Consider the following 12984-nt stretch of genomic DNA (forward strand, 5'->3'; position numbering starts at 1 on the left):
GTCAGCTTCTTTGAATTGGGTGGGTCAACTCAAGCCGAATCGGCCAGGACGAGAAGTTTGCAGAAGTCTATGGACAAAGCTCATCGGTAAAGCTCTTTCGTTATGCCGATGATTTTATCATCACGGCAAGAACAGCGTCGGAGCTTAAAACGGCCAGACGTTTTCTCTACGTTTGGATGAAAGGCGGGGAGCTTTCCCTAAAGGAGTCCAAGACAAGAGAAGTAGACATGAGTAATCACCGTCGTGGTTATCAATCTAAGTTCGATTTCCTTGGTTTCAAGATCCATCTAAGGGCGTTCGCAGATAATCCACAAAGATTTTGGATTGCGCGCCAGCCCTCGGAGAAATCTAGGCGGAGCCTCAAAGACAGTCTGCGAGAAAAGCTCAAGATTCACCTCACTCTGGCGGAAGCACGGCAAGTTGTGCTCTCTGTTTGGCGGGGTTGGTGCAATTATTTTCGCTATTCCAATGCGAACCATATTTTTTACCGGGAGCTCCACTCTGTGAGGCGTCTGATTTGTCGCTATCTTCGGCGCAAATACCGCAGGCAACGTCGTCCAGTCCCGTGGCGCAAGCTGTTCAAACTTGCGCAAGAAATCTGGAAACCTTTAAAGCCCATAGGCGTTGTGCCCAATCATCTTTGCCACACGCAGCCTAGGCTGCTTTAATCTGGAAGAGCCGTATACGTGAACGCGTACGTACGGTTCGGTGAGGGCTGGGGGCCGCAAGGCCCCTGGCTACTCGGTTTTTCCAGAGACCAAGATTCAAAAAAAATAGGGTTCTACGGTTCTACGGTTCTGGTTCTACGGTTCTACTCACTTGATGGTGGAACTTTATCCAAATCCCAAAAAAATCATAAACTTAGCAACCGAAGTCTGTAGTTTTTAAAGCTTCTAAATCCGAAAGCTCTTTTCTGCAACAGTTTTGCGAGGTTGTTAAAGCCTTCGGTTCTGCCGTTGGTGATGCGAGTTGTGAAGTAGTTGAGGATTTCATTTTTCCATTTCATGAGGGTTTTCCTTAGGGTTTTTATTTCTGGCAAAAGGGACAGTGCCATTTGGTCAAGAACCTTGGTGAGAGAGCGTTTGGCGCGGTTATATCCGCGACATCTGTACAGGGCGTGCAAGGCTTCTTTGAAGTGATAGATTTCCTTTAGTTTTGGATAGTGTTCGAGCCATTGATAGAGGGCTTTTCGTTCGAAGTATTCGAGTCGTTTTCCGTTAAAAAGTAGCAATCGCCGGATGGGATTGGATCTCTTGTCGCCAGTGATTTCGGTGCGAGCCTTGTTGATCACTGGATTCAGGAGTCTAACGACGTGGAAGTGATCGGCGACAAGCAGAGCGTTAGGGAAGTTTTGTTTGGCAAACTTTTTAAATGGATCACTCATGTCGAGGACGACGTTTTTCACGTTTTCCCTGCCTTGCACATGGGAAAAGGTATTGGTGAGTCCGTCGGCTGTTTTTCCATGGGCGACTTCGAATATTTTTTTATTTGGATAATCAACGAGTACGGTTGCGAACTCGCGACGTCTAAATCCCCTTTTAAAGGAATGTTCATCGATGCCGATGGTTTTTGGCCATGGGTTGTTCTTTCGTTCGCGTAGTTTGATTTCGAGTTGTTCGTAGTAAACCTTGTAGACGAGTCCAGCGGAGCAGCCATAAGCGCGTTGAACGTGTTTTAAATCGATAAAGTTTTCGCAGGCCCATCTTAGGCCTCGCCGGTAGCGGTGGGTGGTTCTATATCCCTTTTGGATGCCCTGAACGGGTTCAGTGAAGACCTTTTTGCAACCCGGACATCTAAAGCGGCGTTTCAAGATTTTCAAATAGATGCCGACCCCTCTTATGGGTTGGTCTTGAACCTTCACCCATCTGCGATCGTGTACGGAGAAGGATTTGGTGGCACACTTTGGGCAAACTTCAAACTCAGATTCCTTTTCGCAAGCATAGCGAGTTCTAAACTTGTCAGACTGCCAGTGGGTTTTGATCTTAAGCTCTGGCAAAAGTATAAATTTGGAAGTAGAAAGCCAATTGGGGTCCATTCAATCACTCCTTTTAAAATTTTTAGCTTCGTAACTAAAATCTTAAGAAGTTCTTGAGTTTGATTGGATCCCATTTTAACCTAATTTAACGCCTAGCGTTCCACCACGAGCCGAGAAGAGCCGTACAAAGGTTCATTTATTGTTTAATATGAAATCTTCAGATCATCGCCACGAGTGAATTGAATCGAATCTGTGAAGAGGCTGGGATCGCGTGCGTAATCCCTATCGAACAGAGTCAGTTGCACCGTAAGCGCTCCATAAACCCTATTTTTGTGATTTGAACTTTCCACATATATTGCTCAACAACCAAGGAGGCTTGAGTGGAAAATTCTGATCAAAGATTAAAAACCAAAGAATATTGGCAAACTAAAATCAGGGAGGCAGAAAATTTCTCTGGCTCCGAGACCGAGTTCTGTCGGCAAGAGGGACTGAACAACACCACGTTCAAGAACTGGAAGTATCGACTATCCAAGGGAAGCAAGAGAGGGAGTGTTGGACGCCGAAAGCCGGTGAGCTCTGCTTTTGTGCCAGTGGAAATTCAGAAACCAAGAGCGGTTCGTTCGCTCCCTGACGCACAATGGGTGGCTGAGCTGATCTTTTATCTGCAGGGAGGTACTAGGTGAAATCTCCCAGTCAATTTGAGGGTGTTTTTCTGCATCGAGATCCTGTCGATTTGCGCCGTGGGATTCCGGGATTGAGTCAGATTGTGGAGAGTGCCCAGATGGGAAAGTTGAACGGGAAAAATCTTTTCGTGTTCTGTGGTCGACGACGGCACACGATCAAGATTCTGTATTTTGATCGAAGTGGGTTCTGTCTATGGCAAAAGCAATTGGATGTGGAAAAGTTCCCATGGCCGAGGAAATCTTTGCAGGAAGTAGTCCACATATCCACAGAGCAATTGAGCTGGCTTCTGGAAGGTTATGATGTTTGGAAAATGAAGCCATTTTCAGAAATAAATTTTGAAAGAGTCTGTTGATCTTTCGAAGAAAATGTTGAAGAGTCCCGCGCATGCAGCCGCGAGAGCTATTTTCAAAACAAGAAGAGTTGTCCTCAGAGAATGAAGGCCTGAGAGCGCGTGCTCGTCTTGATGAAGAGAAGATCAAGTTCCTGCAAAGTGAGGTCACTTGGTTGCATGAGCAGATCCGTTCTCTCAAACGAGCGCAGTTTGGTAGAAAGTCGGAGTCTTGGGTGTCGCCCGAACAGAGGGTTCTCTACAACGAAGTGGAACTTGAAGTCTCCAAAGGGACACCCGAAGAGGATGAGGCGCAGGTCGAGGTCACGGTTCCTTCGCATAAGAGGCAGCGGGGTCATCGTCGTCCAATCCCCGAGAACCTTGAGCGGGAAGTGGTGAAGATCGAGCTTCCAGAAAACGAGCGTTTTTCTGAAGAGGGGCAACCCTCTCAAGGTGATTGGCTGGGAGTTCTCGGAGAAGCTCAAGTATGAGCCAGCTAAAGTCAGTGTGATCCGCTATGAGCGGGCCAAGTATGGAGTGGATAGCGGGGACTATGTGAAGACCGCTCCGCCAGTGCCTTGCGTGATCCCTAAGGGGATTGCCACTCCCGAGTTGCTTTCTGCCATTATCACCTCCAAATATTGCGATGGACTTCCGCTGTACCGGATTGAGGAGATCATGGAGCGTCAGGGAGTTGATCTTCCCCGCAGCACGATGGCCCGCTGGGTGGTGCAAGTAGCAGAGGCTCTTGTGCCTGTCTGGAATGTTCTTTCAGACCGGCTGATAACCTCTTTTTATGTGGCCGTGGATGAGACGCAAGTGCAGGTTCTCAAAGAGAATGGCAGGAAGGCCGAAGACAAATCATGGATGTGGGTGAGGAGTACTCCCTACGGGGACAAGAAGATTGTTCTGTTTGATTACCGCACATCCCGGAGCCAAGAAGTGGCCAAGCAGCTTCTGGACGGGATTACAGGATATCTGCAATGTGACGGATTGAATGCCTATGATGTGTTGGAAAAACAAGAGGGCGTGATCCGCATAGGATGTGGGATGCACTCCCGCAGGAAATTTGAATCCGCCACAGTGGATGGGGCTAAGTCCGGCCGAAGCCTTGGAGAGGCAGGACTTGGTTACTTTAAAAAACTGTATGATCTGGAAGAAAAAATCGGCGAGATGCCGCCTGAGGAGCGGTACCGCCTGAGGCTGGAAATAGCTGAGCCCATTTGGAAAGAGATGAAGGAGTGGGCTGAAAGGCATCAACCCAAGGTTCCAGTAAAAGCAAGATCGGAGGGGCCCTCCGCTACTTTTTGAATGAGTATGAGTACCTGACAGGCTACCTCAAGGATGGGCGTCTGGAGGCGGACAATGGCTTTACGGAGAGAGCGATCCGCAAGTATGCCATCGGAAGGAATGCGTGGCTGTTTTCCGACACCCCTGCGGGAGCCGAAGCCAGCAGTATCATGTACAGTTTCACTGTCACAGCCAAAATCAATGGGGTGAACCCCTACGCAGCCATGGTCCGATTGCTCACTGAACTACCACTGGGCAAATCCCTCGAAGACTTCGAGCGGCTCGCTGAGATCATTTTATCACCTGATTCTCGAGCCTGAAAAATACAGGTTATGAATCGCTTACGCTACACGCTATTCATTCGATTAAGATTCGACTTTTTAAACTGCAATTCACGACCAAGCTGCTCTCGCATGTGCGAATAAACTTCGAGGGACCTCTTGTCTACCTTCTGTTCTTGCGTTGGTAATCCGGTTTACGAAGCAATTCAAGATTTCATTTCTTCGTTTCATGAGGGTTCGTCTGAGGGATTCTATTTCGGGTATCTGGCTTAAAGCCATTTGATCTGTCATTCGAATTAGGATTCTGGCTGCTGTTCTATTACCTTTGATTCGGTAAAAGCCGTCAACAGCAAACATTGTGATGCTTTGTAACCTGCTGAATTTACTATGGTTAAAATTACTTGATATTATGATCTATTTAACCGATAATAATGTCATGGGCTTGGTAGACTTTCTTGTTACTTCTAATACGCGAAAAGACCTTCTGCATCTCCTCTGGAGGGAGGGCGTGGAGGCGTCAGGACACCAATTGGCCTTACTATCAAAGGCGACATATTCAACTGTGCATGGTGAGCTTGAGGTTATGAAGCGAGAAGGCCTGGTAACCTCACGCAGACAAGGTCGAGCAAAGGTATTTTCTAAGAATGACGGGTACCCGTCGAAAATGGCACTGCTCATTCTCCTAGAAGTGCCAAAATCCAAAAGTGTTGCTTCAGACGATGTCAGTGACGAGGACGTTCGTTCCAATTTAGCAAGATTTGGCGCGCCCGTTGTCACTCAAGGAAAATCAACTTTGAACCTTTCTCTGGAAGAGGCCCTTGTTCGGGGGCTTGATCTTGCAAGAAAAGATTCAACTGTTGCTAGAGCACTGCCAGTTGCTTTTGCTCGAAATAGAAAAACTTATGATCTTGCAAGACTTGAATATTTGGCCCGCAGGAATAAGGTGCTGCCTGTTTTGGGATTCTATCTGGAGCTTACGGCGATATTATCAAAAGACAAAAAGCTTCAAGTCTTTGCCAAGCAGCTCATGGACAAGCGCCGTAAAAAAATGGAATTATTTTTCAAAACTCAGAAAATAAACAAATATGAACAAAATTTAGCTGAGAAAAATACCCCTACAGTTGCGCGGCACTGGCATTTTTTGATGAATATGGGTCTAGATAGCTTTGAGACTCTTTTTAAGAAAAATGTTCTTGAAGGAGAATTTTCATGAGTTTTCATGAATATAGATCCGATGATTTGAAAAGACTAGAGTTCCCCAAAAATAGTGGACAGTTTTCTTCGAGCGGTTTAAACAAACCGATGGGAGATAACAATGAGTTCAAAGAGAAGGGTTTTTTCAGAAGAGTATAAGGCCGAAGCCATTGATTTAGCAGAGAAAATGGGAACAACAAAGGCCTCACAAGATCTAGGTATAAATCCGGCAAATATTCGTCGATGGAAAATCGAAGCGCAATCAGGTCGCGCCGCTGCGAGCGGCGCGAAAACCTATGAAGAACTGGAGCTTGAGGTTCGAGAACTCAGAAAGGAAAATGAGTATTTGAACAAAGTCAGCGATGTTCTAAAAAAAAGCCTAGGGATCATATCAAAGGATCAAATGAGAAATTCCAAATGATTTTGGACCTTTCAAATGAAGTTCCTATCAACCGCCTGTGCAGACATTTTGGGGTGAGTACCAGTGGGTATTACCAATGGAAAGCGAATAGTCAGTTCAAATTCTTGACGAAAAAAAGGGAAATCTGCAAGGAAATTGAGGAGATTTTCAAAGCTAGCAAAAGTACCTATGGCTCACCAAGGATCTTTCATGAGCTGAGGAGCAAGGGATTTTCTGTAAGTGAAAATACTGTTGCGAAGTATATGAGGGAGATGGGATTGGATGCCCGATTAAAGAAAAATATCGAGTGAGAACGACTAATTCGAACCACGAGGGCCCAATTGCTCCACGAGTTTTCAGGATCGAGGATGATCTGCCCAAAGACTCTAATCAGGTCTTTGCCGGAGATATCACTTATCTGAGATTTGGATCTGGCTTTTTCTATCTGGCCATAGTTCTCGATGTTTGTACCCGAAAAGTTGTGGGCTGGTCGGTCACTGACAGTTTAGAAACCACCGGGGTCTTGAATGCTCTGCAGATGGCATTGGCTAATTGCGGAAATAGAGCGAAGATCGTCTTTCACTCGGACCGCGGGATTCAGTACGCGAGCAAATTATTTTTGGCTTTGCTAAAGAAGAAGGATGTGATTCCGAGCATGAGTCGCAAGGGAAACTGCTACGACAATTCGATTGTTGAGAGTTGGTTCAAGTCATTCAAGTCTGAGTGTCTTTACCGTCATGACTACAAAACCGAAGCAGAGTTGAGAATCTTAGTTTTTGAGTATATTGAAACCTGGTACAATAAAAAAAGATTGCATTCATCGCTTGGCTATCAAAGTCCTTTGGAGTATGAATCAACACTAAATGCCGCCTGAGAAACTATCCAGTTTTTCTGGGGAATTCCACTCCAGCCTGCCAACGGTGGTGAGTCGTTATACAGATTTCAAATGTTTTTCGAGCCATCCAGCAATTTCATCAATGTCGGCTTTACTTTTTATAACTCGGTCAATAATAAATGATTCGCCATTGTCAGCATCGACCTTTAATCGATACCCATTCATCCTAAGAAAAATCGCAGTTGTGGCAAAAGCGACCCGTTTGTTGCCGTCAATAAAGGCGTGGTTTTGGGCTAAGCTTTGCAAAAGGGCTGCCGCTTCAAGAGATAGGCTTTTGTAGTAGCCGGTTTGTGGTCGCATCAGCGCACTCTCCAGTAGCCCCATGTCTCGCACGCCATCTTTGCCACCAAAGCGTTCAATAAGACGCGAGTGGAGCTCTATCGTCTCCAGAAGAGTGGGGTAGAGTGTGGTTTTCATTTAGCCAATCGTTTGAGGAGATTTGCGTGGTCACTTATGACTTCATCCATGGCACTGCGAAAAGCAGGGCGTACCTTTGAGCGTTGAAGATATTCTGCGACTGCCTCAGTGACTACGCTTGAGATGCTTCGATCTGCTTGATTAACGTAGGACTTGAGATCTTTTAAGACCTTTTCATCAATTTGGGTGGCAAACTTTTTAACCTTCATGGGGATACCTCTGTGATACAGAATTTCATGATGATTCATGATGTGTCAAGGAAATTCGATATTCGTCCCGTTTCCCCTGTTCAAACTTTTTTTAAGCGGTGTGCAGTTCTAGATCGATCAGATATTGAGTTCCTATTGATGATGCCATCTACTGCTCTGTTGCCCCAATATCACAACTGCCACCCTGCGGGCGAGCCACACCTCTCTGATCTTTTGCGATCATGCAGCTTTGCAATGGGACAGCATTGAGAGCTGGGCTCCCCACTCCCAAGAGGATCGATGGAATCGTATCTCCATTGAGCTGTGGACCAGCTGCATCGAGTAGAGGATCTGTTGATTCCAAATCACCAGGTTTGCCCTGAGCAGTCAATCCACAGGAATTCCCGCTGTCGATATTGTAACCGCCGGATGCGATGCCACCTGTAAAACCCGTATTCCACCAGCAATTGGCTGCTCCTGGGACATCATTAATGATTGTGTGAGATATCTCTATGACTTGCTGCTCTACGGCGAGAGTCGCTCCGTTGCCCCCAGTCGCACTTCCTGAAAAGCTACAATTGGAAATAGTTATTGGCAGTTCGAATCCTGCGCTATCAACGTCTATAGCTCCACCAGAGCCAGCTGTCGCATGTGTCGTGCGATTGTCCACAAAAGTGGAATTGGTGATTGAAAAGCCATCAGAAAAAAATCCAAAGGCGAGAGCTCCACCATAGTAGAGAGCTGTATTATTCTCGAAGTAAGAGTCTTCGATCGTGTTGAAACGATCGGACCAACCATTTAGAAAGATGGCTCCACCGTCCCTGGCTGAATTATTCTTAAATTGGCACCTTTTACTCGTCAAGCTGCCTTCGACATATATGGCACCACCTTTTTCAGAAGTTGTCGCTGTGTTGCCGATGAAAGAGGATCCCTCCAAGAAAACATCAAAATCTGAATAAATTGCGCCGCCATCATCGCCAGAAACACTGTTGTTTATCTGAGAATTCAGAATCGTCAATTTGTTGAAGGGAGAAGCTCCTGCTTTTTCGACCAGAGCAATCGCCCCTCCGCTCCCAACAATGTTCGTCACATTGTTTCCATCCAATAAACAATTTTCAATTGTGACTGATCCTTCCGAATAGATGGCTCCTCCGTCCGCAAGATTAGTGGAGTTATTGAGAAGCCGACAGTCATCTATCTTTACGTTTGAGTTCAATCCGCCACGAATGGCTGCTCCAACTTCATCGAAAGTAGTTTTTCTCCCATCTTCGAGAGTGATCCTAGATAAAGTCAAAAATGAGTTATCGGCGACAGTGAAGAGTCCTGTTTGATTTTGGCCGTCGAGAATGGTCGTCAATTTGTCGGCTCCGATAAGAGTCAAGTTCGAACTTATAGACAGCTCTCCACTCACCGGAAAACTATAAGTGCCTGCTGGTATATTGACGATGCTGGGGATGCTGAGGGCATTGGCTTCTGTCACAGCGGCGCGCAAAGTGCAGTTGCCTAAAGAATCGGCACACAACGTATCGCCGGGATTAAGATCTGGTGAGGTTCCCAGGCTCGCCATGGTGGTAAATTCGTAGGGCACGTAGAATTCAAAAGCATGAGTGGCAACTCTGCCATCGGCATGATGAGCCGAAATGGTATAGGTCGCCGGCGCAACCTCGTCAGCAGGAGTCCCGGAAATAATTCCCGTCTCAGAATCTAAAGTAAATCCTGCCGGAAGAGCAGGTTCGATGCTAAAGCTCGCTGCCGTGCCAACAAGGGTCAGGACCATGGGAGCTATCGCCACGCTTTTCTTATAGAAGACCTCTGAGGAAATATGAGAAATGCTGAAGTTCTCTGGAGCTTCAGCAGGCGGAGCAATCGGATCTGATCCCGGCCCATACTGACCTCTGATTGTATTGTCGTCTAAACGACAAGAGGCCAAAGCAAAAACAAATGCAAATTTGATATATTTGCAAAAAAGTTCTTCTGAGCCCAACACGATATTTTTATCCCCCCCCCAGATACGTACTCCAATTAACTATTCTAGCACGATCACCATTATGCCAATAATGGAATGTGGGCCTTTCTCAGTTTGAAAAGTAGAGAAATTTTCATTCTTCTAATGAGAGGAGCGAATTGATTCATTGAATCCCAATTCGAGGCAGGTTTTAACAAATGACAAACCAGGCAAGTGCCTGCGAGGGCCCCCGATTTGGCAAAATGATAGATGATCGTGCGCAAATTGGTTGAACCGATTTCGATTGCAGAGGCACGGGTCTAGTCGATCAAGGCATTCTGGGTTGCAAACTCCCTAAACCCATTGGCTCGAGAGAAAAAGTGTTCATCTATGCCAATGGTTTTTGGCCAGGGATAGTTGATATGCCTCTTCAGGTTCGTTTCTAGTCTCTCGTAAAGAGTCTGATAGACCGTCCAGGTCGAACACTCATAGGCCTTTCTGACCTTACTGAGATCAGTGAAGTTTTCACAAGCCCAAAGAACACCACGCCTAAATCTCTCCGTCGTTCTTTTTCCTTTTCTGATTCCTTGAACGGTTTCTGTGAAAGGCTTTCGACAGGTTTTGCAATAGAATCTGCGTTTTAAGACATAATGAATGTGGATTCCATTTACTTCTTGGCTCTACTTATATGGTTCTTTGGTTTTGGCTTCTCACAGGTTCATGCCCAAGGCAATCTTCCTCCTGGGGATTGGATATACAAGAAAAACGAGAATGGAAACCTAGAGCTAGAGCCATTGGAAATGAATCACATATTTTGCTGCGCTCCCTGGGGCAAGAGCCATTCACACGGGAAAATGCCACTCAGATGGAACGGCTGGTGTACCGAGAGCCGGACTTATCACACTTGCAATGGTCTTACGACAGGTCAACCTTCCCGAAGAGGGAATCACATTGGTAATTGGTGTTGATCGGCTGCTTGATATGGCGCGAACCGTAGTGAACGTGACAGGTGACGCCGTCGTCAGCTGTTTTGTGGCCAAAAGCGAAGGGCAACTCGACGGCTTGCAGGCCAGTTCAAGATTCACTCAGCGGTCCCTTGTTCTCTCGACTGTTCTTCTTAATTCTGTGACTCTCGTATTATCTCGCGAACTCCGGGAAGTTTAGAAAGGAGATTTAAAATTCCTTCTACTTCTGCGGAATCTATGTTTTGTGCGTATTGCTTCGTCAAAACCATCGCTATGGCATGAGCATCAATTTCATCATCAATTTCCAAAATAAATCTAATGATAGAAAGTGCTAATTTTTGTTCCCGCGGAGTCAAGTGAGTCAATTTTTTGGAAAGCTCAACTTCATAGTAATTCGAAAGTTGCTCTATCTCGCAGATTTTTTCTGGGGTACAAGAGTTTTTAGATGTAAGGAGAATGGCTGATCCTTCATCGTTGACGAATTCCGTTTCGACATGTTCTTCTGGGAGGAAGGAAAAAAAGTGTTGTGTTCTTTTTAAGTAATTGATGTTGTGTTTTTCAAAAAAGCGAATCCAACCAAAGCTATGGTTCATAAAATTATATATTTGGGATGGTTGAAATGGATAGCCAAAGAATGTTTCGATTTCGCGTAGTTCAGTATAGTCCAGAAGGTTTCTCTCCCACGCAGGTCCATAAATTGGCTTTTCCTCACCCATTTTTTTGAAGAATACAACAAATTCCTCTTCCGACCATTGTTTGAGATTTGTTGGGGGCCAATATTTTCCAGAATGTCTAATCTGGTTTTGATCGAAGAATGAATTCCATCCAAGTCCGCTTCTTTCCATATAAAAGACAATTTGGCTAGGGGTGAAGTCGTATCCAAAAAAATCTTCAATTTTTTTTAAAATGACCCTTTTTACTCTGTTGAATTTCCAATGGGTGTAATAGAGAGCATCCAAGTGATCGACAGATCGAAAGAACGAAACAAATTGGTCAGCAGAAAAGTGATTAAGTTTGGGACTGAGATAGAATTGCTTCGTAAATAAATCTAGCTCTTTAAGAAGGTCTTCATAAGTGGTTTTGTTGATAGAAATAAATTGATTTACAATGTATTTGTGACGATAAGGAGCTCCAAAAATAATCTCGGTTATTTTTTCATTTGGATCGAGGCGTTGATGAAATCTTCCAATAAGAAATTGAGACTTCAGATAAAGTATCATGTTTGCTTTGCTGAATAGGGAATCTGGCGTTTGACGGTAAATTGCAGCTACTTTTGAAACTGGATAGTCTCCAATTTGAATTTTCATTATCTTCTTGTATCTAATCAATGTCTGAAGAGCCAGAGGTCTCCCCAGTATCCAGAGTGAGAGTTCATTGATCAGAGGTTGAAACTCCGAAGTGAGATGACCTCCTCTGTATTTTAAATGAGCGAGTAGTCGCTGAATTTTCCATGAGATTGTATCAGGAGCCTGGGGCTGAGCAGAGCGAAGAGAGGTGTCTGGTTCTGAATTTGGATGCATGAGGCGTGAATCAAATTCGAGCGGGTTGCGAGAATGGTTTTGACGATGGGTGCTGGAAAAGTTATGCAGTCCAATTTTAGCTAGAAATCCATAGTAGTCGCCGAAATCCCTCTCGATTCTATGAATGAATGTGGATTCAGCCATCTCTCGACCCATGATTGCATGGACGGTATTGGCAAATTCAGTTTGCCCACCTTTTATCAATGTTTCGCGTTTGATATCAATACCTGCATCGTTTAAAGCGATGAGGCTGAGTCCATAGAGTGTTTCAGCCAGGACGAGACTGCCGCCCCGTTCGGAGTGTTTAAAGGGGTTGATTCCGATATATTCTAAATAATCAGTTAAACCCACATCAAAGTGGCCGAGTTGTTCATTGACAGATCTCAATGAGAACGGCTGGCCGAGGAGTTCGCTAAGCCTGTGAGAGGTTGTCTTTTCTTCATTTTTAAGATGGAGAGAATACCCTTCCCAGTCGAGGCTTAAGAGAGCTGTTTCAAGTTGTGCAAAATCGATTTTGCGTTTTCTCGATCTCACTTTTTCTAAGTCGAGACCCATTTCATTGAGAAAATCAAAATAGCTAAGACCAAAACGCTCTCTGAGTTGCCTCGCAATCGTCTGCAATGATAAAGACCGTCCAAAATATTTTTCTGTCACTTTTGAAATGAGTGGGGTAGTTGGTGAAGAAATGGCTCCGGTGTGGAGCTTGACTCCTTCCTTGTGCAGTGAGAGTAAGCTCAGTACATAGGGGGTAAATTCGGTTCGATTCCGAAAGGGTTCTGGGTTGATACCTAAAAATTTTCTGCATGATGTATCTGATCTATCTTCGAAACCCCTATCTGCAGATTCTTTGGTGCTGTCTCCGTGAGCCAGTAAATTATTCATCATTGATAATAGGAAAATCA

At 45.2% G+C, this 12984-nt stretch carries 17 protein-coding genes; 11 read left to right on the forward strand and 6 right to left on the reverse strand.

What is annotated here, in order from left to right:
• The first annotated feature begins 227 nt into the window (after window positions 1–227).
• Window positions 228–668, forward strand: a complete 441-nt coding sequence (locus IPL83_01215; protein ID MBK9037771.1) for a hypothetical protein — start codon at window positions 228–230, stop codon at window positions 666–668.
• A gap of 185 nt (window positions 669–853) precedes the next feature.
• Here the strand turns inward: IPL83_01215 and IPL83_01220 are convergent, their stop codons facing one another.
• On the reverse strand, window positions 854–2035 hold the full coding sequence (locus IPL83_01220) for an ISL3 family transposase (GenBank protein ID MBK9037772.1): 1182 nt from the start codon (window positions 2033–2035) through the stop codon (window positions 854–856).
• A 320-nt stretch (window positions 2036–2355) separates the two neighbouring features.
• Between IPL83_01220 and IPL83_01225 the strand changes: the two genes are divergently transcribed.
• From IPL83_01225 to IPL83_01245, 5 genes are read left to right on the forward strand one after another with little or no spacing between them, the layout of a single operon-like run.
• Complete coding sequence (locus IPL83_01225) at window positions 2356–2658, forward strand: hypothetical protein (protein MBK9037773.1); 303 nt, start codon at window positions 2356–2358, stop codon at window positions 2656–2658.
• Entirely contained in the window at window positions 2655–3011 is a 357-nt protein-coding gene (tnpB, locus tag IPL83_01230; GenBank protein MBK9037774.1) for an IS66 family insertion sequence element accessory protein TnpB, read from the forward strand. The genes IPL83_01225 and tnpB overlap by 4 nt, the downstream gene beginning before the upstream one ends.
• A gap of 32 nt (window positions 3012–3043) precedes the next feature.
• On the forward strand, window positions 3044–3478 hold the full coding sequence (locus tag IPL83_01235; GenBank protein ID MBK9037775.1) for a transposase: 435 nt from the start codon (window positions 3044–3046) through the stop codon (window positions 3476–3478).
• A complete protein-coding gene (locus IPL83_01240; GenBank protein ID MBK9037776.1) occupies window positions 3441–4298 on the forward strand; it encodes an IS66 family transposase in 858 nt (285 codons plus the stop codon). The genes IPL83_01235 and IPL83_01240 overlap by 38 nt, the downstream gene beginning before the upstream one ends.
• Entirely contained in the window at window positions 4271–4597 is a 327-nt protein-coding gene (locus tag IPL83_01245) for a transposase (GenBank protein ID MBK9037777.1), read from the forward strand. The genes IPL83_01240 and IPL83_01245 overlap by 28 nt, the downstream gene beginning before the upstream one ends.
• A gap of 72 nt (window positions 4598–4669) precedes the next feature.
• Here IPL83_01245 and IPL83_01250 read toward each other — a convergent pair whose 3' ends face one another.
• Window positions 4670–4915, reverse strand: a complete 246-nt coding sequence (locus IPL83_01250; protein ID MBK9037778.1) for a transposase — start codon at window positions 4913–4915, stop codon at window positions 4670–4672.
• Window positions 4916–5066: 151 nt separating this feature from the next.
• Here IPL83_01250 and IPL83_01255 point away from each other — a divergent pair, with 151 nt between their 5' ends.
• The 4 genes from IPL83_01255 to IPL83_01270 all read left to right on the forward strand — a co-directional run bounded on the left by IPL83_01255 (window position 5067) and on the right by IPL83_01270 (window position 7026).
• Window positions 5067–5771: a hypothetical protein gene (locus IPL83_01255; protein ID MBK9037779.1), complete on the forward strand. Its 705-nt coding sequence runs from the start codon at window positions 5067–5069 to the stop codon at window positions 5769–5771.
• Window positions 5772–5873: 102 nt separating this feature from the next.
• The gene (locus IPL83_01260; GenBank protein MBK9037780.1) at window positions 5874–6173 is read left to right on the forward strand and encodes a transposase; all 300 of its coding nucleotides are present in this window, start codon (window positions 5874–5876) and stop codon (window positions 6171–6173) included.
• Window positions 6170–6463, forward strand: coding sequence for a transposase (locus IPL83_01265; protein ID MBK9037781.1), 294 nt, complete (start codon window positions 6170–6172; stop codon window positions 6461–6463). The genes IPL83_01260 and IPL83_01265 overlap by 4 nt, the downstream gene beginning before the upstream one ends.
• Window positions 6460–7026, forward strand: coding sequence for an IS3 family transposase (locus IPL83_01270; protein ID MBK9037782.1), 567 nt, complete (start codon window positions 6460–6462; stop codon window positions 7024–7026). The genes IPL83_01265 and IPL83_01270 overlap by 4 nt, the downstream gene beginning before the upstream one ends.
• Before the next feature lie 57 nt (window positions 7027–7083).
• Here the strand turns inward: IPL83_01270 and IPL83_01275 are convergent, their stop codons facing one another.
• The 3 genes from IPL83_01275 to IPL83_01285 all read right to left on the reverse strand — a co-directional run bounded on the left by IPL83_01275 (window position 7084) and on the right by IPL83_01285 (window position 9639).
• Window positions 7084–7464, reverse strand: coding sequence for a type II toxin-antitoxin system death-on-curing family toxin (locus IPL83_01275; protein MBK9037783.1), 381 nt, complete (start codon window positions 7462–7464; stop codon window positions 7084–7086).
• Window positions 7461–7673 carry a hypothetical protein gene (locus tag IPL83_01280; GenBank protein ID MBK9037784.1) on the reverse strand — a complete coding sequence of 71 codons (213 nt, stop codon included), beginning with the start codon at window positions 7671–7673 and terminating at the stop codon, window positions 7461–7463. The genes IPL83_01275 and IPL83_01280 overlap by 4 nt, the downstream gene beginning before the upstream one ends.
• A 148-nt stretch (window positions 7674–7821) precedes the next feature.
• The gene (locus IPL83_01285) at window positions 7822–9639 is read right to left on the reverse strand and encodes a putative Ig domain-containing protein (protein MBK9037785.1); all 1818 of its coding nucleotides are present in this window, start codon (window positions 9637–9639) and stop codon (window positions 7822–7824) included.
• Between the two features lie 762 nt (window positions 9640–10401).
• Here IPL83_01285 and IPL83_01290 point away from each other — a divergent pair.
• Window positions 10402–10761 carry a cation:dicarboxylase symporter family transporter gene (locus IPL83_01290; protein MBK9037786.1) on the forward strand — a complete coding sequence of 120 codons (360 nt, stop codon included), beginning with the start codon at window positions 10402–10404 and terminating at the stop codon, window positions 10759–10761.
• On the opposite strand, the gene IPL83_01295 is transcribed toward IPL83_01290, so the two are convergent.
• Window positions 10715–12967 carry a hypothetical protein gene (locus tag IPL83_01295; protein MBK9037787.1) on the reverse strand — a complete coding sequence of 751 codons (2253 nt, stop codon included), beginning with the start codon at window positions 12965–12967 and terminating at the stop codon, window positions 10715–10717. The genes IPL83_01290 and IPL83_01295 overlap by 47 nt on opposite strands.
• Window positions 12968–12984 lie beyond the last annotated feature (17 nt).

This window comes from Bdellovibrionales bacterium (genome assembly GCA_016716765.1).
GTDB lineage: Bacteria > Bdellovibrionota > Bdellovibrionia > Bdellovibrionales > UBA1609 > JADJVA01.

Excerpts from the sequence above, each read along its gene's own strand:
- IPL83_01215 (MBK9037771.1), top strand. The coding sequence starts at position 228 with ATGAGTAATCACCGTCGTGGTTATCAATCTAAGTTCGATTTCCTTGGT.
- IPL83_01220 (MBK9037772.1), bottom strand. The coding sequence starts at position 2,035 with ATGGACCCCAATTGGCTTTCTACTTCCAAATTTATACTTTTGCCAGAG.
- IPL83_01235 (MBK9037775.1), top strand. The coding sequence starts at position 3,044 with ATGCAGCCGCGAGAGCTATTTTCAAAACAAGAAGAGTTGTCCTCAGAG.
- IPL83_01250 (MBK9037778.1), bottom strand. The coding sequence starts at position 4,915 with ATGTTTGCTGTTGACGGCTTTTACCGAATCAAAGGTAATAGAACAGCA.
- IPL83_01260 (MBK9037780.1), top strand. The coding sequence starts at position 5,874 with ATGAGTTCAAAGAGAAGGGTTTTTTCAGAAGAGTATAAGGCCGAAGCC.
- IPL83_01265 (MBK9037781.1), top strand. The coding sequence starts at position 6,170 with ATGATTTTGGACCTTTCAAATGAAGTTCCTATCAACCGCCTGTGCAGA.
- IPL83_01275 (MBK9037783.1), bottom strand. The coding sequence starts at position 7,464 with ATGAAAACCACACTCTACCCCACTCTTCTGGAGACGATAGAGCTCCAC.
- IPL83_01280 (MBK9037784.1), bottom strand. The coding sequence starts at position 7,673 with ATGAAGGTTAAAAAGTTTGCCACCCAAATTGATGAAAAGGTCTTAAAA.
- IPL83_01295 (MBK9037787.1), bottom strand. The coding sequence starts at position 12,967 with ATGATGAATAATTTACTGGCTCACGGAGACAGCACCAAAGAATCTGCA.